Raw genomic sequence first — 20,123 nt, forward strand, 5'->3', positions numbered from 1 at the left:
GATTTATTTTTCAGCATAAAAAGTCCAGTGATAATATTTTTAATCTCTTTTTGACTAAATGGTCAATTTTCTACTGTAAAAAGCTTCGGCATATTTACCTTTTGAAGCACACTCTATACCCCTTATTCGAGGCATTGAAGTCAACAAAGAATCATCTAACCACTGTTTATTTTGCTGACTTTTAAAACAACTCGTTATAATCTCATTTCTCTGTTTAATCTGATCTTCATTTAGCGGAACAAATAAATTCGGATTTCCAATATCTCCATCGTATTTAGGTATTTCGTACTCAAAAATTAGATGATTCCGAAAGGTATTCCACGTCAATTCATTTAAGGTTCTGTGATCTTGATGCAGATCATTTCGGTAATGAGTAAATATGATATCAGGCTCAATTTCTTTTTTCAGATCCTCAAATCTTACTTTTATTTCACTCCAAACCGACGGCAGAAATCCATCCTGATAATCATAAACATCTACATCTGCATTCTTTACTGATTTCAGAAATTCTTTCGCACTTGATTCTGCTTCTTTTTTACGTACTTCATTTGAAGTAAAGACAACCCATTTAATGTGATCTATTTTGTAATTCTCAATCATATGCAAGACTGTGCCACCACACCCTATTTCAATATCATCACAATGTGCCCCTAAAAAGAGCATTTTTAATCCTTCCTTGTTGGGAGTGGAAAACTTAGCACTTATCATAACGCCTTAGCTCCATTCTGCACTTTTGTTGTTGCAATTTCCTGACCATTCTGATCCCATACTTGCCAAGGGGTTATCCCTTCGGCATACATATCATCTATTTGTTGCTTATCCTTGAAGGTATCAAGCGGCATCCAAAACCCCTCGTACCGGTGTCCATACAATTCCTTCTCCTTTATCAACCGTTGAAAAGGTTCCATAACCAACTCTTCCCCATAGTTTATGTAATCGAAAATTTCATTTCTCAATACAAAAAAGCCGGCATTAATAAATAGCCCTGACTTCGATATGGGATTTATACTGTTGACCATGCCATTGTCTCCAAGCTCTGCCACATGAAAACTCTGTGTAGGTTGGTAGGCTAAAAAACCTCCTGTCTTGCCCGACTTTTTAAACTGGTCGATCATCTCATTGAGGGGCATGTCGGACAACCCGTCTGCATAATTTGCCAAGAACATCTCTTCTCCTTCAAGATAGGGACGTACTTTCATAAGACGTTGTCCCACATTCGAGGTCATCCCCGTATCAACGAACGTAATATTCCAGTCATCCAGATCAGAATTGAGCAGTTCAATTTCCCTTTTGCCATTATTCAATACAAAATTATTAGACGTGTACTCCTCGTATTCAACAAAATATCGTTTAATGAAATCGCCTTTATGCCCAAGACAAAGGATAAAGTCCTTGTGTCCGAAATGAGCATAATACTTCATAATATTCCAGAGTACCGGCCGGTAACCCACCTTAATCATTGGCTTAGGAACCTCTTCTGAATAATCACGCATTCGCATCCCAAGTCCACCGCAAAATAATACTACTTTCATTTTTTTGTTTTTCTATTTGAAGTTTTCCATTAAATACTTCCGTTACCGGCTGTAACCTGCTCTTGACTAATTTTGGATTTGGAATCCAGGATTTCCGGTTTAGGTATTGGAATAATGAATTTCCCTCCCCACTCTGAGATATAGCTTATTTGTTTCATAATCTCCTCTTTTAGATTCCAAGGCAGAATAAAGACATAATCCGGTTTGTTTTCCCTGATTTTATCTGGATGTAATATTGGGATTAGCGAACCCGGCAAATATTGGCCATGTTTGTGGGGATTCCGATCCACAGTATAATCGATAAAGTCGGTACCAATGCCGCAATAATTTAACAATGTATTTCCTTTACCCGGAGCCCCATAACCAGCTATCGACTTGCCCTGATTTTTTAAATCGATAAGCATCGCTAAAATATCTCGTTTTGTCTGCTGTACATTTTGGTCAAATGATTTATAGAAATCGATGTCCAGATATCCCTCTTCTTTTTCCCATTCTATTATACGTTCCACATTCTCACTTACTTGATAATTGACATTAGACTCTCTGGCAATGAATATCCTTATTGATCCACCATGCGTACTCAACTCTTGAACGTCGAAAATTTTCATCCCGTGTTTTTCAAATATTGATTTCACGGCAATAAGTGAGTAGTAAAAGAAATGCTCGTGATAGATCGTATCAAACTGATTGTTATCAACAAGCTGCATAAGATGAGGGAACTCAAACGTCATAATTCCTTTTTCACTCAGCATTACTTCTAAACCCTTAATGAAATCATTGATCTTTGGAACATGTGCTAAAACATTGTTTCCTAAAATCAGATCAGCCGGCCGGTAATTCTTTTTGAGATTATTAGCCGTTTTCTCTCCAAAAAATACTTTTTCAGTTGGTATTCCTTTGGCTACTGAATCTCGCGCCACATTTTCTGAAGGTTCAACACCGAGAATTGGAATCTTTTTATCCTTAAAATATTGAAGCAGATACCCGTCATTGCTTGCAATTTCAAGGACAAAGCTATTCTGGTCAATTCCGTAATCTTTCACCATCATATCCACATAATCACTGGCATGTTTTAGCCAAGAGTCTGAGTAAGAAGAGAAATAGTAATAATCCGAATAGATATCTTCGGGTTTCACGTACTCACCAACCTGAACCAATAAACATTCTTCACATACATAAGCATGCAGTGGATAACATTGTTGTCCTTTATTAATATATTCCGGCTTTACAAATTCTTCGCAAAGTGGTGATGTACCCAAATCCGCAAAGGTATGCTTAAGTACGTTATCACAATTAAGACACTTCAAATTCCCCGATTCATTCATTGTTTTCTTAATTAAATGTTAGATGCAATAGTTAACTCTTATACTTTTTCCCCATCTACCTTCATACCCACAATTTTTATTACAAGAGTTGTGCCAATTCATTAAAGCTCATAAAAATAAAAACCCCCATAGCTAGTTGACCCATCCATTGTGTTAAAGGGCTTCAGGGGGGTAGAATGTTATAATGGATAACGTTTTTAGAAATGCAGTACTGTGATCAGGATCTAAAAACCGAGTAATTCTTACAGAAGACAATGAAATAAATACTCATTAAAATGTACATGTAATTGACTTGGCTTGACTCATATATCAATGAATTATTCGAAATGAGTACTCCCAATAACAACTTTTAAGCCCATCTTTTTCGAAAGGATGCAATTTCCTTGTCCGTATAAAAGTGACGAACATAATGTGATTCATACATCTGATCTAAATACCAATCAGGAATTTTAATAGTGCGCTTGAACTTACTGTACACACCCGAATATTCTTTTTGATCACCTTTATTTTGAATGCTTTTAATTGTTAAATCTGTCCCAAGGAATTCCTTAAACGCTTCTTCAAAACTACTGTTAAGATTCTTCATTCGAAGAAGTAACACAGATATATTGTTTTTCTTATAAATGTGGTAGCCTTTTTTGCTGGAAAAATCATATTGGAATACATCGATATCAAAGACCGTTTTTAATTCCTGATCAAACCAGGTAAGCGGGTTACAATCAATAAAGTGAATTCGATTTCCAACAATATATTCTACAACAAAAAGCGTTTGTAGTTCATCCACAATAAGATCTTCACTCATTTGCCTACGCTTTAAGAGAATATCATAGTTAAACCATTTTTTAAGATTTTGAAAAAACGATGAGATATTCCTGGCAATAGGATCTCTTGTAAGAGTTATTATCTTGTATTGATCGGCCCCTTTCCCAGAACGTTCAATTTTATTGCTAAAATAAAATCCCCTGGAGAGATAGTTGGGAAATACATCGATTGTTATTCCCGCATTTTTATTTTTGCGAAAGTGAGTAGCTAAAAACTTCTGGTCTGTATTCAAATTCCTCTTATTCAGCCAGTGCAAATGATAAACTGAATACCCTTCCAGTTTATTTTTAAGAGAATGTGTAACAGTAGTTGAACCCACCTTGCCCATTGTATAAACTAAGATAGGTTGTTTTTTTTCCTTTCGGACCAGCGATAAATAGGTATAATATTTGGCAAATAACGCATAGTTATTTCTCAGATATTTTACCAAGTCAAAATATCTGAGTTTTTTTAATATCAATTTTATCATAATCATTAGCACAATTTCTATATGAGTGAAGCCCCTTGCTCAAATGTAACCTCTATTAACTATTCTCGTCCATCTAATTATAGAAGGGGATCAAATCACAGAAAGCCATCTCATTTATTCATAGAATAATTAGCCATCCATCAGATTTCGCAGTTAAAATCATCCGGCAGATACTTAACATCTATGTCAGGCTAACTCGGCAATCCTATAAACCACTGGTTAATACCGGCAACTGCTGTTCTATCGGCCTTGAATTGATGATCATCGGTTGTGGTATTGGGATAATAAATTGCCCGCCCCATTCCGACACGTACTGAAGCTGCTTTATAATTTCATCTTTCAAATTCCAGGGTAGAATAAAAATATAATCCGGCTTGGTATCTCTGATCTTGTCCGGTGCTAAAATGGGAATTAACGATCCCGGTAAATAATGACCTTGTTTATGAGGGCTTCGATCTACCGTATAGTCAATGAAGTCCGTACCAATACCACAGTAATTCAAGAGTGTATTGCCTTTTCCGGGAGCTCCATAACCCACAATAGACTTGCTTTGATTTTTGAGACTGATTAGCAATCGCAAAATATCTCTTTTCGTCTGTTCTACGTATTCCCCAAATGACTTATAAAATTCTACATTCAGATATCCTTTACGTTCTTCCTCCCGCAACAATTCTCGTACATTCTCTGATACCTGATATTTTTGATTCTCATCCCGAGTCACAAAAATCCGAATAGATCCCCCATGCGTACTTAATTCCTGTACATCAAATATTTTAAATCCATGTTTTTTAAACAGAGACTGTACACTGTGCAGCGAGTAATAGAAAAAATGCTCGTGATAAATAGTATCAAACTGGTTGTTTTCGACAAGCTGCATCAAATGAGGAAATTCAAACGTCATGATTCCCTTTTCTTGCAACATAATATCAAGTCCTTCAATAAAGTCATGGAAACGCGGGACATGAGCCAACACGTTATTTCCAAGAATCAGGTTGGCCGGCTTATACTTTTTTCGAAGGGCTTGAGCCGAGTCCGTACCAAAAAATACCATCTCGGTGGGAATACCCTTATCTAATGCTGCTCGGGCAACGGTATCAGAAGGTTCTACGCCTAACATTGGCACCTTTTTCTCATTAAAATACTGAAGCAGGTATCCGTCATTACTGGCAATCTCGACCACAAAACTCTCTCTATTAATATCATACCGCTCTATCATAGAATCTACATATTCCTCGGCATGACGCAGCCAGGAATCGGAGTAGGACGAAAAATAACTGTAATCTTCATAAATTTTTTCAGGGCTCACACATTTGCCCACCTGCACTAAAAAGCACTCTCCACAAACATAGGTGTGCAGAGGATAACTCATCTGCCCCTCATTGAGTTGGTCCGGTTTTAGAATCTCATTGCAAAGAGGAGACGTTCCCAAATCTGCGAATGTGTACTCCAGTTTACTTCCACAATTCAGACATGTTAACTTTTCCATAATTTTTCACTCTTGGTTGTTGATCTCATTTTTTAAAAGCCTTCAACATGAGATAAATTCTACAAACCGCACCTTTATCCCTTTTACATGCCACAATAGGTGTGCCAATTTCTAATATTTCTATGCAATTGATCATTTATGATGGATTGAGACTCTTCTTTTAGACCTCCCAATGCATTTTACACCTGTAAATTGTAGTTTAAGAATTCTAAATGGGAGAGAATAAATAGCATTAACAATTATAAATGAGTAATTTTTTCTGCTGGGTAGAAAGAATTTACTCGTCTCAATTTTCACCTTCTCTCGTTAATGATTAGTTCAATTCATCAATTCTAATAGATAGAATAGAATAGCTCTCAGATCTGTACACTTCTGTGAGTCCTGAAAGTAATTTTTGCGGCTTTTGATCCACAAAATGTAAGGCGTTGATATTTTTTGGTCATTTATTCATGTGAGCTGGAACGATAGACACGATAGAGTATTAATATAATCTGACTCAAATTAATTATGTTGGCTTATGTAAAAAAAGCCAAGAGACCAGTATTTATCGAATAAGACTATTCCTCTTTAAACTTGCCAAATTATACATATCAATAAGTGCTTCTCGAATACTCCATTTAGGCTGAAAATCAAAAGTCGAATAAAACAATTTACTATTCATTAGCGAAAGTTCTTTTTCTTTAGAATTCTGCTCGCACTTGACGATTCGTCTTCTATTACAGAACGTATCATTTATTAATTCAGCTAATTGGGGAATACTAACCACTTCTTCAGATCCGAAATTAAACATTCCTTTCACCTCAGGTTTATGTAGACCAGCCAAAATTCCCTGAGCTATATCCTTCACATAAATATATTCCCGTCGTTGATCATCTGACGCATAGAGTTTAATAAATTCTCCATTTAGCGCATTTTCTAAAAATGTTCCTAACATATATTCTTTTCTGGCATTTATACTTAATACATGTGCCAGTCTCAAGCATTTGATGCATAGCCCTTTTTTATTGAAATAATTTGCCGCTTCTTCAGAAACCACCTTGGCCAGTGAATACGGATTTTCGGGAGAAGGTTCATACTCTTCAAGCCAAGGAGTGTTGGGATTTCTGCCATATATACCGCATGATGACGCAAATACAATGTTTGAAATATTTAAGCTCTCGCATGCTTGGAAAACATTATAATCAACTAAAACATTTTTAAATGAGCTGTTAGTATTCGTTTTTTGCAAACGCTGAGCTGCGAGATGAATAATGCCGTCCGAACCTTTTAGAATTTTGCGAAGTGAATCAACTGAATAATCTGTCTCGAAATGTGTGAAGTTTAAATTTGAATATTTTATACCTGGGTGATTCTTTAGAGGGTTTCGAGATAAAACGACAGCTTTGTAGTTTTTTGGCAATATTTTCAGGATTTCACGCCCAATGAGCCCCCAAGCCCCGGTTAATGCAATCTTCATCATCTACGTTTTAAAATTTGATAACCGCATTTTTCCATGTGCATATTTATTGGCTTTACGGTCTCACCGTCCTTATAATACCAATCTTGATAGAGTGAATTGCTCGTATCGAATTTATTTATATTCACTTCTTTTTTCGGCTCTTCACACATAAACTCCAATACCCAACTTGCTTTATTCTTAGAAGTGCCGTTAGTACGGCCGAAAACAAAGCTGTTTTTAACCTCTCCCGTCAAGTGTTTAATAGTGATTTCTAATAGATCTACTCCTGTTGCATATTTTATTAATCTCCACAGATGGCATCCGTCAAGTCTTGGCGTAACTTCGATAAGCTTAGGTTCATTATTATTCTTCAATTTGATTTGGAAATAAACCGGACCATTCTTGATACCAATACGATTAATTACCTCCATTATTAGTTGACGAATTTTAATCATACTCTCACTAGTCACAAACTGCGATGGATAACGATGTTTCTGAATAATTCCTCCTGATAACCCAGGCCAAACAATTCGATCGCTGATGAAAGTAAACTGAATATCGCTATCTATTATATAAGCATTAACAGAAATTTCAGGACCTTGTATATATTCTTCGACAATTAGACGTTTACTCCTGGAAAATCTCAGAGAATTGGAAGAGTTTTTTCTAAATGCATTTTTATTTTTAACCAAAGACACTCCTCTTTGTCCTTGGCTGTCTATGGGCTTCATGATAAACGGATATTCGAATTCTGGAAGCTCAGCTCCCTCCCGCCATATCTTAAACTTTACATTCCAATCTGATTGCCCTAATTGTTTTCTTAACAAGCCTTTATTATGGCAAACACGTGCAATTTCAGGAGTTATAAGAGAGGGTGATTTCAATTTATTACTTACTACTGCAGCAGTCACCATTCCCAGATCGGAACCAACGGAATAAATAACATCAATACTGTGCAACTTGGCGTACTCATAAACCGACTGCTCATCTTTTATATCAATTTGCTTAAAGATATGTGCAGTTCCTTTGCCTGCCCCTTCAGATACATAACTCAATGCATGAATTTCATGGTCTTTGGCAATTTTTTTTATCAGATCAGCCTGAGCATTCCCAATCCCTAATACCAAAAATTTCATCTCTTTATATTTATGGTTTATTACCTGTAGAAAGAAAAAGAATCGGGGTACTCATGCAGAAACTATCTAATTTGAATAGCTATTTCGCCACAGCTGATTTTGTTGATACCGTTTTCTTTGTTTGCAGTCCATTATTTATCCAGTATAAGTCATCATTTATTTGACCAGTAGCCAATAAAAATTTTAGCTGTTTGAGGCGTGTATATGGTTTTGCATTAAAGATCTCTGGATCCAAGTCAATCTGCTTAAAAACCTCGTAAAGCTCCTTTGCTCCATCCTCGGCAGTATATTCACATGAAAAGCCCGGCAATTGGTTATTTATTTTGTCAAACGACACGCGATAACTGCGGTTGTCGCCGCCATTATCACCAAAGGTTGTTTTACATCCCGGAAAAGCCGCGCCCACTATTTCTGCAATCTCTCTAACTCTAAAATTCTCACTGGTATCCCCCACGTTAAACACTTCGTTGTGGATCGATTCGATGGGTGCTTCTAACGAGCAGGCAATAGCTTTACAGATATCTCTCACATGCACTAACGGTCGCCACGGCATTCCGTCACTGATCATCTCAATTACGCCCGTTGTCCAGGCAAGTCCTGCAAGATTATTGAGTACGATATCGAATCGCATTCTGGGAGAGGCACCATACGCGGTGGCATTGCGTAAAAACGTAGGGGAAAAATGCTCATTAGCCAGCTTCGATACATCCCGCTCTACCCTCGTTTTGCATTCGGCATAAGCCGTTTGTGGATTAACTTCCGACTCCTCTGTTTTATAGCTGTCATCCCCTTCTCCATACACACTGCATGAAGAGGTATAAACAAATCGCTGAATTCCAGCCTGTTTGCAAAGCCTTGCCAATCGAATGCTACCCTCATGATTAATTTTATATGTGATTTCCGGATTCAGCTGTCCCAATGGATCATTTGATAATTCTGCAAGATGGGCTACGGCATCAAATCCTTCCAAGTCTTCAAGGCTAATTTCGCGAAGGTCTTTATTTATGTATGACGGATAAACTGTTTCCCCATTGTTAAAGAGCCATCCTGCTCGGTAAAATCCGGTATCAAGCCCAGTTACATTATGACCTCTCTCCAATAAATATGGACCTAAAACTGAACCTATATACCCATCTGTACCCGTTACTAATATTTTCATAGTAGTTCCCTATTATAATTGGCAGTAAACGCCTCAAGTTTTAAAAGACGAAACAGCATTTATTTAATCGTTACAGTCTCTTTTGTTTTGCAAGACCAACTTCAGGCAAAAGAGATTCAATAAGTATGCCAACTATAACCATGCGTCAGAAAACGATCTCAAAGACAATATCAGTAACCCAACCTCCTTCAAAAAATGATTCAAGTTGAAAATTTACTCAGTAGGTATTGTAAATATTACTCTACAAATCCCGTTTAGACATCCGGCCCCTTTCTCTAAAACAAATAAATTAATTGTACAACCGGATAAACTTAAGATGGTACAGATATTAATGATCTTTCCGGCGACATATACTTCATTGCTCATGCTGTAGTAAATGGATTACCACAGGTAGAAAATTAATTATTACTTATAAATCCATACGTAAAAAGGGAACCAGGATATTGTCATGGTTCCCTTTTTACTTTCGAAAATAGAATAGTAAAATCCGTTACTAAAGCTCTTCTTTGATAGTCTTAAGAATCCGGTAGGTTGCCTTTCCATCCCACTTATCGGGAATGGATCCCTTCTTATATCGTCCCTCTTTTATTGAACAAATGACTCTCTTAATCTCATCCAAATCAAAAGGCACAAGTGTATTAGTTCCTACTTGAATAGTAGATGGACGCTCGGTATTGGGTCGAAGTGTTAAACACGGAACTCGTCTAAAGGTTGATTCTTCCTGTATACCGCCGCTATCAGTAAGGATAAATTTGCAGTTTGAAATCAACTTTTGAAAGGCAAAGTAATCCATTGGCTCTGTCAACATCACATTCTTATTTTGAGCCAAACGATCATATAAATCAAACTCTTTAATCTTGTTGACGGTTCGAGGATGGATAGGAAATACCAATTTTTCAGACTGAGTTATTTCTTCAATCAAGTGGATTAGTTTAAGCACCTCAGGCTTATGATCTACCGTGGCCGGTCGATGCATGGTCATAAGTGCAAAATGGCCTTTGCTCAGCCCCAGTTTCTCCAAAATTGGTGATTCTTCAATCTTGTCATCAAATGACACCATTGTATCTATCATCGTATTACCAACAAAAAATAGCTGATCTTCGGTTTTTCCATTCCCATTCAGATTCCGCATCCCACTCTCTTCTGTAATAAATAGATAGTCTGAAATTTCATCCGTTAGAATTCTATTGATCTCTTCCGGCATTGTCCGATCACCACTGCGCAGTCCGCTTTCGATATGAGCCAATGGAATATCCATTTTATTGGCCGTAACGGATGCTGCCAACGTTGAATTCACATCACCAGTTACCATAATCATATCCGGCTGTACCTCTTGCACCACCGGCTCCAATCGTTTCATCACTTCTGCCATCTGGTTATTTGGTGATGATGGAGGAATTTCCAAAAAATAATCAGGAGTCAATTCAAACTGCCTGAAGAAAACATCGGCCATTTTATCATCATAATGCTGACCGGTATGCACTATTTTGATATCAAATACTCCCGAAAACTCTTGATCCGCCACCTTTTTAAACTGCGTAACCTTTATAAAATTAGGCCGCGTACCCACAACCACTAATAACTTTTTCATACTAAAACAGTTAACTTATTAATCCCATTTAAAGCCCTGCCCTTATGCTTTCCAAATCTGAGAACTGGTTCGGGGTTGAACATTTTTCATCGCGTTACGGGTATCAATAATAACATCATTCCAGTCTGCCAGCTCCTGGTAATTAATATCCGAATGGTTCGTTGAAATAATTACTGCATCAAAACTGGAAATGGTCTCTTTATTCCACGCCACGGTCTTTAGTCCAGTCCATTCTTTATGCTCTCTTGTTTCCCAAATTTCCGGGATGTAATGATCGTAATAAGAGATTTTAGCCCCGTATTTATTCAGCAGATCCATCAGCTTAAAGGTCGGTGATTCTCGCAGGTCATCTACATCGGGCTTATAAGCCAGACCAATAATCAACACATTACTATCATTAACCGCCTTGTGGTGTGCATTCAGTGCCTTAATTGTCCGTTCTACAACATATCGCGGCATACTGGTGTTTATTTCACCGGCTAACTCAATGAAACGTGTATTTTGCTCATACTCACGGGCTTTCCATGTTAGATAAAAAGGATCAATAGGAATACAATGTCCTCCTAATCCAGGACCGGGCGTAAACTTCATAAAGCCAAAAGGCTTGGTAGCTGCGGCATCCAATACCTCGTGTATATCTATACCCATTTCCTGAAATACCACCTTCAGCTCGTTAACCAGTGCAATATTTACCGATCGAAAAATATTTTCGGTAAGCTTAACCGCTTCGGCCGTTTTATTATCAGAAACGGGAACGGTCTGCACAATCACGGAATCATATAAGGCTTTAGCAACTGCCAAGGCATCGGCGCCATCGGCCCCTACAACCTTGGGAATCTTCGCAGTATTAAAATTCGGATTGCCCGGATCCTCACGTTCCGGACTATAAGCCACAAAAAAGTCTTTGCCCGATTTCAATCCCGAAACCTTCTCTAAGATCGGGATAATAAGCTCATCGGTAGTTCCGGGATATGAAGTGGACTCTAATATTACCAACTGGCCTTTTTGTAAGTGTTTGGCAATCGTCTGGGTCGTTTGCTCCACATACTGCATATCAGGCTCACGGTAGGTATTCAGAGGTGTAGGCACACACATAATAATAGCATCCATCTCTCGCAATTCGGCAAAATTAGGAGTAGCAGAGCAATGGTCAGAGGCCGCTAGCTTCTCCATCATATCATAACCCAGATGCTTTATATAAGGCTTGCCACTTTCAATATTCTTAATTTTGTCCTGATCTACATCAAAACCAACGACCGGGAATCCCTTTTCATGGAATGTCCACATAAGGGGAAGCCCAACATAACCAAGACCAATAATACCTACCTTGGCAGTTCGATTTCGAATTCGATCAATAAAGTCTTCTCGTAATTCAACAATAGGCATTGGCTTTAAAGTGCCAACGTTATTGGATGTAGTTGGAAAGCTTGGAATAGTCTTCATCTTTGTTATTTATTATTAGGTTAATTTTTTCTTGGTCTTCACGAACCATCTCTTCAATAAGTCCTTCAAAGGTATATCGGGGCGTCCATCCCAATTTTTGGCGGGCTTTAGTAGCATCCCCGATAAGCAGATCCACCTCGGTAGGACGAAAATAGCGGGGGTCAATCTCTACAACCACATCGCCTGTTTCGGCGTTAATCCCCTTCTCATCTATTCCTACGCCAACCCATTTGAGCGTAACACCGGCATGATAAAATGCGAGCTCACAAAGCTCCCGAACAGTATGAGTAACCCCCGTAGCCAAAACAAGGTCTTCGGGATCGTTCTGCTGAAGCATCAAATACATCCCCTCGATATAATCCTTCGCATGACCCCAGTCCCGTTTGGCCTCCAAATTTCCGAGATACGTTTTCTCCTGTAACCCAGCTGCAATGCGAACAGCAGCCCGGGTAATTTTTCGTGTTACAAAAGTTTCACCCCGTACCGGAGACTCATGATTAAATAGAATGCCGTTTACTGCATATATCCCATAGGCCTCACGATAGTTTACGGTGATCCAATAAGCATAAAGCTTGGCTACCCCATAAGGAGAGCGCGGATAGAATGGAGTAGTTTCCTTCTGAGGCACTTCCTGCACCTTTCCATATAATTCACTTGTCGATGCCTGGTAAAACTTGGTCTTTTCTGTCAAACCCAATATCCGAATTGCCTCAAGAATGCGAAGCGTGCCCAATGCATCACTGTTGGCGGTATATTCAGGAGCTTCAAAAGACACTTGTACATGACTCTGCGCACCCAGATTATAAATTTCATCTGGCTGAGTATCCTGAATAATTCGAATTAAATTTGTCGAGTCAGTCAGATCTCCATAATGTAAATAAAACGGGAGTTCATCGGCATGAGGATCTTGATAGATATGGTCAATTCTACCGGTGTTAAATGAACTTGATCGACGTTTAATGCCATGTACTTCGTATCCCTTTTGCAATAAAAATTCCGCCAGATATGAACCATCCTGACCCGTAACGCCTGTTATTAATGCCACTTTTCTTTTCTCTTTCAAACCATCCCTCATGTTGTTATAAAAAGGTTTTAAATTATAGCTTTACTTCCTTTAGATGATTTATATTCTGCAAAAACCACCGGTAGGTTTCAGTAAGTCCATCTTGCAACGCTTTGTTATGTTTCCATCCAACAGCATGCAATTTTGTAACATCAAGCAGTTTCCTCGGCGTCCCATCAGGCTTCGAGGTATTCCAAATAATTTCTCCCTGATGACTAGTAATTTTTTGTATCAAATAAGCCAGTTCTCTAATTGAGATATCTTTACCCGTTCCTACATTATAAATTTCTCCATTTATATTATTTTCTACTGCAAAAAGAATAGCTTCAGCCAGGTCCTGAACATGGAGAAACTCTCTTTTGGGATTTCCAGTCCCCCATAACGTTACCGGGGTATGACCATTTTCTGTGGCCTCATGGAATTTTCTAATCATCGCCGGCACCACATGAGAGGTCTCAAGATCAAAATTATCGCCGGGACCGTATAAATTTGTCGGCATTAGAGAAACATAGTTGTGTCCGTATTGGCGATTTAGTGCTTCACACAGCTTTATGCCTGCAATTTTTGCAATCGCATACCATTGGTTGGTAGGCTCTAAAGAACCGGTCAGCAAATATTCTTCTTTAATAGGCTGAGGGGCATGCTTGGGATAGATACATGAACTGCCCAAAAAAATTAGTTGGGACACATCATTTTCATGTGCCGCATTTATTACATTGCTTTGGATAAGCAGGTTATCATACAAAAATGGATACGGATTTTGATCATTCGCTAAAATTCCCCCTACCCTGGCAGCAGCCAAAATTATGATGTTCGGCTGTTCATTACTCATAAACTCTTTTACTGCTTGCTGATTTCGCAAGTCCAACTCACTGCTGGTTCTGGCAACAATATTCGAATAGCCTTTGCTTTTAAAAAGCTTTAGCGTTGCTGCACCAACCATCCCCCGATGACCTGCGATATATATCTTATAGTCTTTCATATTCTGTATTCAAAGAAATAATCATTTCATATACAGCTTAGATACAACAACTGTACCATCTTTGTTTTAAGTTATCTTTCTTAGCCTAACCAGACTACTCTTACCCATTTGATCTAATAGATAATGTATCTACGAGTAATAATTATATACCAGCGGGCATTATGAGCAATAATTTTACAATGCTTTAATAGCCAAAATTCTACTTGGTGAACCACAATTATCATCATCGATATTTTTACAGTGATTTCGTATTTTCTATAGTCTGATTAGCAAACTAAAATCTTCTCATCTGCAAATACATGAAAACAGTTGCCTTTAAAACTCTTGGCTGTAAGCTGAATTACTCCGAAACGATGGCCATACAGCGTGATTTTGAACAGGAGGGGTATGATATCACCGAATTCGATAATGAGGCTGATATCTATGTTGTAAACACCTGTTCAGTGACCCAAAGTGCCAATAGCACTTGTCGCCAAACAGTACGCCGTGCCCTTCGCAGAAATCCTGAGGCCTTTGTAGCAGTAATAGGATGTTATGCGCAGCTGGAACCTGAAGAAATTGCCGAAATTGACGGTGTAGATGTAGTTCTCGGAGCTAAGAACAAATTCAAGCTACTCGAACTTTTTGACAACTTTGAAAAACGATCTGAGCCTATTGTTTATAATTCAGATGTAAATGAGGCGGTAGATTTCCATAACGCCTTTTCAGCAGATGACCGAACTCGGGCATTTCTTAAAGTACAGGATGGCTGCAGTTATAACTGTTCGTTTTGTACAATACCCATGGCTCGGGGCGAAAGCCGCAGCCCAAAAATTAACACCGTTGTTGAAAACGCGAAATTCTTAGTTAAGGAAGGTTTTAAGGAAGTGGTGGTCACCGGAGTAAATGCCGGAGATTTTGGTCGCGATACAAATGAAAATTTCTTTATGCTCCTGCAGGAGCTAGATACTGTTGATGGTCTAGAACGCATCCGGTTTTCATCCGTGGAGCCCAACTTGATGCATGAAGAAATCATCCACTTTACAGCAGAATCAGATAAAATTCAGCCCCATTTTCATATGCCTTTGCAAAGTGGAAGCGATAAAATGCTGGGGCTTATGCGGCGTCGGTACCAATCTGATTTGTACCGACAAAGAGTCGAACTTATTAAAAAATTGATGCCTGATGCCGCAATTGGAGTAGATGTCATTACAGGGCATCCAGGGGAAACGGACGAACTCTTCCAAGTGTCTTATGATTTTGTCAATAGTCTGCCCGTTTCCTATCTGCATGTGTTTACGTATTCCGAGCGTCCCAATACGCATGCGCTCAATATCGAGCCCCACGTACAAAACAGCGTACGCAAGGAACGTACCCATAAAATGCGTAGGCTCTCCAAGAAAAAGCGATTTAATTTTGATACCACTTTTACCGGAGAAGTACGTCCGGTATTATTCGAGGGGGCAAATAAGAATGGTGCTATGCTGGGTTGGACAGACAATTACGTCCGCGTTGGCATTCCCTATAATCCGCAGTATGAAAATAGAATTTTGCCGGTCAGACTCGGGGCACGAGCAAAAGAAGGCTACCTGATCGGAGAATTAACACCCGAAGCAAAACAGGAGCAGAACGTAATCGCTGAACTTGTCGGATAACTACATTCTATGGCTGATTCAAACAGAGATCCCAAAAACATTGTAGATGACGCGATCTCCTTTATAAAAAAAGAACGCGAATTATATGGGGATTTTTCGATGGATTCTGGTAATAAAGAATCTCCCATGGACGAATCCCATGATATCCAATCCTCATCTTCCGGTAATAATGCAGTAACTGAACCTTCTCTTCAAGAGACATCATCAGGTGGAAACAAACAGCAAGACGAGGGATTTACCCCTCAGGAAGGATTATTTAATAAGGATGAATCCAACGATGTGTATTACCATATTGATAAGTGTAATTCTCTGGATGAGTTAAAGACATTGTGTCGGAAAGCAGATGTGCTCCGAACTGATTTAGAGGGAACACAATTAGTATTTGGCGTGGGAAATCCCAATGCGGATTTAATGATTATTGGTGAAGCGCCCGGAGCCGAGGAAGATAAACAAGGCGAGCCATTTGTGGGAAAAGCCGGGCAACTTCTCGATAAAATTTTAGCTGCTATCGATTTTAAGCGAGAAGAGGTATACATCGCAAATATCCTAAAACATCGCCCGCCCAACAATCGAAATCCCAAGCCCGAAGAGCGAGAGAGAAGCCTACCGTTTTTACTGCGGCAAATCGACTTAATAGAGCCTAAATTGATCTTAGCTGTTGGAAAAGTAGCGGCTCAAACACTTCTTGATAAGAACCTTTCCTTAACAAAAATGCGAGGACAATTTCACGATTTTCGAGGCAGTTACGAGTTGCTTGCCACCTACCACCCGGCTGCATTACTTCGGCATTCCAAATGGAAACGTCCTACATGGAAAGACATTCAACTGCTCCGCAAAAGATATGATGAGCTGGGCGGAAAACCCTGATTTTTTAGAAAAATATAGGGCCTTTCACTTCGGTAAGAGTGACGCTTTTATTATACTTATGGTTGCGTGAACAAATTGCGTTACCTCTTGTTCATTTCCTTCAAATTATACAAACTCGCTACAATTTCAGAACAGTTCTCGGATGGCATCAAATAAAGGGTCAAATAATAAAGGGGATTCCAAAATATTGGACCAAGAAGGGCGCGTTCCTCCGCAGGCAGTAGAAGTTGAGGAGGCCGTTCTAGGTTCTATGCTTATTGAACATGAAGCGGCAACGATTGCATTGCAGATGCTGTCTCCAAATGATTTTTACAAGCCTGCCCATCAACATATTTTTGAGGTCCTACATGACCTTTATGAACGCGATAATCCACTTGATCTTCTTACGGTGGAAAATGAATTGCGCGATAAAGGTTTGCTTGATACCTGTGGCGGACCTGGTTACTTGTCTGAACTTACCCGCTCAGTCAGCTCAGCGGCAAACGTTGATTACCATGCCCAGATTATAGCCGAAAAAGCAACCAAACGTAATCTGATCTTGGGCTGTACCGATATTATTAAGCAGGCTTACGACAGTTCTTCTGATACCATTGATGTTTTGGATTATGCCGAACAGCGAATTTTTGACTTGGCCAACTCGAAACAGCGAGCACAGGCACAACCTATTGGTGATGTTTTAAAAGATACCCTCTCCTATCTGGAAGATATCCGTGGAAAATCTTCCGGGATTACAGGTGTCCCCACCGGCACCGATGTAGATAAGTTGACCGCCGGATGGCAAGATGGTGATCTTATAATTATTGCCGCACGTCCCTCAATGGGTAAAACGGCCTATGTTTTGACGACGGCACGAAATGCGGCTTTACATCAAAACGAAAAACTGCGGACCAAGGTAGCTATTTTCAGTCTTGAGATGTCAAATCAATCGTTGGTTCAGCGCCTGTTAACGATGGAAGGACGAATTAATGCCCAGAGTGCCCGTTCGGGACAACTGGAGGATGAGGATTTTAAACGTCTTATTGATGCCGCCGGAAGACTTTTTACTGCCAATATCTTTGTAGATGATACGCCTGGCCTAAGTATTATGGAACTACGCACAAAAGCACGACGTCTCAAAAGTGAGCACGACATTGGTCTTATCATTGTGGATTATCTACAGCTGATGACGGCCAGTGGTGATCACGGTACACGAGAGCAGGAAATTGCATCCATATCACGAGGCCTTAAAGCATTAGCCAAAGAATTGGATGTGCCGGTTGTTGCACTATCACAGCTTAGTCGAGCCGTTGAGCAGCGTGGTGGTGATAAACGTCCACAGCTTAGTGACCTTCGAGAATCGGGATCTATTGAACAGGATGCTGATGTTGTGAGCTTTATTTACCGTCCGGAATATTACGGCATTAAAACAACACCGGAGGGACAATCTACAACCGGCCTGGCTGAAATTATCATTGGTAAGCAACGTAATGGCCCCACCGGCAGCATACCGCTGTATTTTGTAGAAGATTATGCTCGATTCGAAAACCTTACAACAGCAGATGCCGGACCATATGGAGAACCAAACAACAATTCTTCTGACAATAGTGGGCAATCTAATAATGGAGGCCCGCCGCCAACAGGACATAATCCCGGCGGAGATGAAGCTCCATTTTAATGGCAAATCACTATATTTTATTACCTTCGCTATCTGTGCGTCTAGACATATGCCTCTCTCTTGATAGTGCTTGTCAACTTCGTATTATTTTCCTGCAATCACCTCTGCTAATAATGCGCCATAAATAATTCTATCTTCTAAGCTTACGACTAGCTTATTTAAGTAAGCACTTGTAACTAAAGGAAAGTAGCTTTTTCAGTTATTGCACAGGCTGATTTTCGTCAGGCACTCTCAAATATTTTTCTTTTTCATTAGGGATTTCTTTTACTTGCTCTGATCTCAGAGTATTCTTGAAGAAAGTTTCTATTTTTAAATAGAGATTAACAGGTATATACATGACCAGTCTCCGAAATTTTTGCTGTGCCCCGGCAACTATTAAGGCTAAATAAACACTTGTTATTGCAATACCAATAATCAATAACCAAAGTAGCAATGTTAAGAGTCCCATCCATCCTAATCCCCATCCAATTCCATTCATTGCCCCTATTACTAGAGCAAAAAGTGTAAGATTGGCAAATTTTGGGGAAATCAATTCAAAAACTATATCAACATACTTAAATGATTTAGTTTTGATCGCTCTCCTTAAAAACTGAGGAAAATATTTTCTTAAAAGCTGATAGTTGCTGGCACTCTGACTAATTAAGTTATTTTTTTTATTTGAAATTACCGGTAGAATTTCTGTAAAAACAATCGCTGCGGAAGCAAAATCTACTTCGATGCCATTTAACCGTAAATCTATTCCATATTCTGTGATGCTTGGCTGTTTCTCGGTTTCCCAAGAAAATTCACGTAATAATGCAGTAGAAAAACATATCCCATTATTTCTAAGGGTTTTCCCCTGATTCAATGCTTTTCGTCCCAACGAATACACAAATTGATCGATCACATAATCCATTTCTCGAATCTTACCGATCCAACTCTTTGGGCTATTTAAATTATTAAAGCTGCCCTGTATAACCTCACTCCCCTGCTCAAGATAATAGTTCATTACCTTCAAGTAGTTTCCTGATATCAATCCGTCAGAATCAAAACTAACAATTGCATCGTATGATGCATCTCCTTTCAATAGACTTTTAAAAGCCCAAGGCAAGATATAATTTTCATTCCCAGTTTGTTCATTGTTTGGAGGAACTAAGATCTTAGCCCCCATTTTTTTTGCTATCTGAACAATACTATCAGAATAGCTATCAGCAATAACGATTAAATCATATTTATTTTTAGGATATACTAATCCCGATATACTGTATAACGAACGGGATAGAACATTCCCATTTCCATGTGAATATAAAATAACTGCAAATTTTCTAGTTTTAATCGTCTCATGACTAATGTCCGTGTTTGTCCGTAAGGCTAATAAGCTGATCACAAAATAATAACCGATAAGCCCCCCCGCCGTAAAAACCAAGAAATAATTTAATACCTCGACATAAACCATTGTTCACCTTCTATAAATCAGTAATAAAAAACTAAGGCTGTTTATCCTTATGGACCTTACTTTTATAAAATGCTTAAGCCTAACTAT

General features: G+C 39.0%; 16 protein-coding genes. 3 read left to right on the forward strand and 13 right to left on the reverse strand.

The genetic code is table 11. The annotated features are described in order from the left end of the window. Positions 1-54: 54 nt before the first annotated feature. The 12 genes from ACT3IB_RS14045 to ACT3IB_RS14100 form a co-directional block, all read right to left on the reverse strand. Positions 55-708, reverse strand: a complete 654-nt coding sequence (locus ACT3IB_RS14045) for a PIG-L deacetylase family protein (protein WP_441000167.1) — start codon at positions 706-708, stop codon at positions 55-57. Further along, positions 705-1,532, reverse strand: coding sequence for a sugar phosphate nucleotidyltransferase (locus tag ACT3IB_RS14050; protein ID WP_491539659.1), 828 nt, complete (start codon positions 1,530-1,532; stop codon positions 705-707). Before ACT3IB_RS14050 ends, ACT3IB_RS14045 begins: the two co-directional genes overlap by 4 nt. Positions 1,533-1,561: 29 nt before the next feature. Then, positions 1,562-2,839: a methyltransferase domain-containing protein gene (locus ACT3IB_RS14055; RefSeq protein ID WP_491539660.1), complete on the reverse strand. Its 1,278-nt coding sequence runs from the start codon at positions 2,837-2,839 to the stop codon at positions 1,562-1,564. A gap of 367 nt (positions 2,840-3,206) precedes the next feature. Continuing rightward, complete coding sequence (locus tag ACT3IB_RS14060; RefSeq protein ID WP_491539661.1) at positions 3,207-4,148, reverse strand: putative capsular polysaccharide synthesis family protein; 942 nt, start codon at positions 4,146-4,148, stop codon at positions 3,207-3,209. Between the two features lie 205 nt (positions 4,149-4,353). Then, on the reverse strand, positions 4,354-5,634 hold the full coding sequence (locus ACT3IB_RS14065; protein WP_491539662.1) for a methyltransferase domain-containing protein: 1,281 nt from the start codon (positions 5,632-5,634) through the stop codon (positions 4,354-4,356). A gap of 544 nt (positions 5,635-6,178) precedes the next feature. Next, positions 6,179-7,093, reverse strand: coding sequence for an NAD-dependent epimerase/dehydratase family protein (locus ACT3IB_RS14070; protein ID WP_491539663.1), 915 nt, complete (start codon positions 7,091-7,093; stop codon positions 6,179-6,181). Beyond that, complete coding sequence (locus ACT3IB_RS14075; protein WP_491539664.1) at positions 7,090-8,208, reverse strand: ATP-grasp domain-containing protein; 1,119 nt, start codon at positions 8,206-8,208, stop codon at positions 7,090-7,092. The genes ACT3IB_RS14070 and ACT3IB_RS14075 overlap by 4 nt, the downstream gene beginning before the upstream one ends. Before the next feature lie 79 nt (positions 8,209-8,287). Further along, positions 8,288-9,367: an NAD-dependent epimerase/dehydratase family protein gene (locus ACT3IB_RS14080; protein WP_491539665.1), complete on the reverse strand. Its 1,080-nt coding sequence runs from the start codon at positions 9,365-9,367 to the stop codon at positions 8,288-8,290. Positions 9,368-9,860: 493 nt separating this feature from the next. Continuing rightward, complete coding sequence (gene wecB, locus ACT3IB_RS14085) at positions 9,861-10,958, reverse strand: non-hydrolyzing UDP-N-acetylglucosamine 2-epimerase (RefSeq protein WP_491539666.1); 1,098 nt, start codon at positions 10,956-10,958, stop codon at positions 9,861-9,863. 42 nt (positions 10,959-11,000) lie between these two features. Next, entirely contained in the window at positions 11,001-12,344 is a 1,344-nt protein-coding gene (locus ACT3IB_RS14090; protein WP_491539755.1) for a nucleotide sugar dehydrogenase, read from the reverse strand. Between the two features lie 19 nt (positions 12,345-12,363). Then, positions 12,364-13,476 carry a GDP-mannose 4,6-dehydratase gene (gmd, locus tag ACT3IB_RS14095; RefSeq protein ID WP_491539667.1) on the reverse strand — a complete coding sequence of 371 codons (1,113 nt, stop codon included), beginning with the start codon at positions 13,474-13,476 and terminating at the stop codon, positions 12,364-12,366. A gap of 22 nt (positions 13,477-13,498) precedes the next feature. After that, the gene (locus ACT3IB_RS14100) at positions 13,499-14,446 is read right to left on the reverse strand and encodes a GDP-L-fucose synthase family protein (RefSeq protein ID WP_491539668.1); all 948 of its coding nucleotides are present in this window, start codon (positions 14,444-14,446) and stop codon (positions 13,499-13,501) included. A 299-nt stretch (positions 14,447-14,745) separates the two neighbouring features. Here ACT3IB_RS14100 and mtaB point away from each other — a divergent pair, with 299 nt between their 5' ends. From mtaB to dnaB, 3 genes are all read left to right on the forward strand, one after another. Continuing rightward, the gene (mtaB, locus tag ACT3IB_RS14105; protein WP_491539669.1) at positions 14,746-16,080 is read left to right on the forward strand and encodes a tRNA (N(6)-L-threonylcarbamoyladenosine(37)-C(2))-methylthiotransferase MtaB; all 1,335 of its coding nucleotides are present in this window, start codon (positions 14,746-14,748) and stop codon (positions 16,078-16,080) included. A gap of 9 nt (positions 16,081-16,089) precedes the next feature. Continuing rightward, positions 16,090-16,947, forward strand: coding sequence for a uracil-DNA glycosylase (locus tag ACT3IB_RS14110; RefSeq protein ID WP_491539670.1), 858 nt, complete (start codon positions 16,090-16,092; stop codon positions 16,945-16,947). A 142-nt stretch (positions 16,948-17,089) separates the two neighbouring features. Then, complete coding sequence (gene dnaB / locus ACT3IB_RS14115) at positions 17,090-18,601, forward strand: replicative DNA helicase (RefSeq protein WP_491539671.1); 1,512 nt, start codon at positions 17,090-17,092, stop codon at positions 18,599-18,601. A 199-nt stretch (positions 18,602-18,800) separates the two neighbouring features. On the opposite strand, the gene ACT3IB_RS14120 is transcribed toward dnaB, so the two are convergent. After that, entirely contained in the window at positions 18,801-20,036 is a 1,236-nt protein-coding gene (locus ACT3IB_RS14120) for a glycosyltransferase family 2 protein (protein WP_491539672.1), read from the reverse strand. Positions 20,037-20,123: the final 87 nt, after the last annotated feature.

It is taken from the genome of Fodinibius sp. GM21 (genome assembly GCF_058386955.1).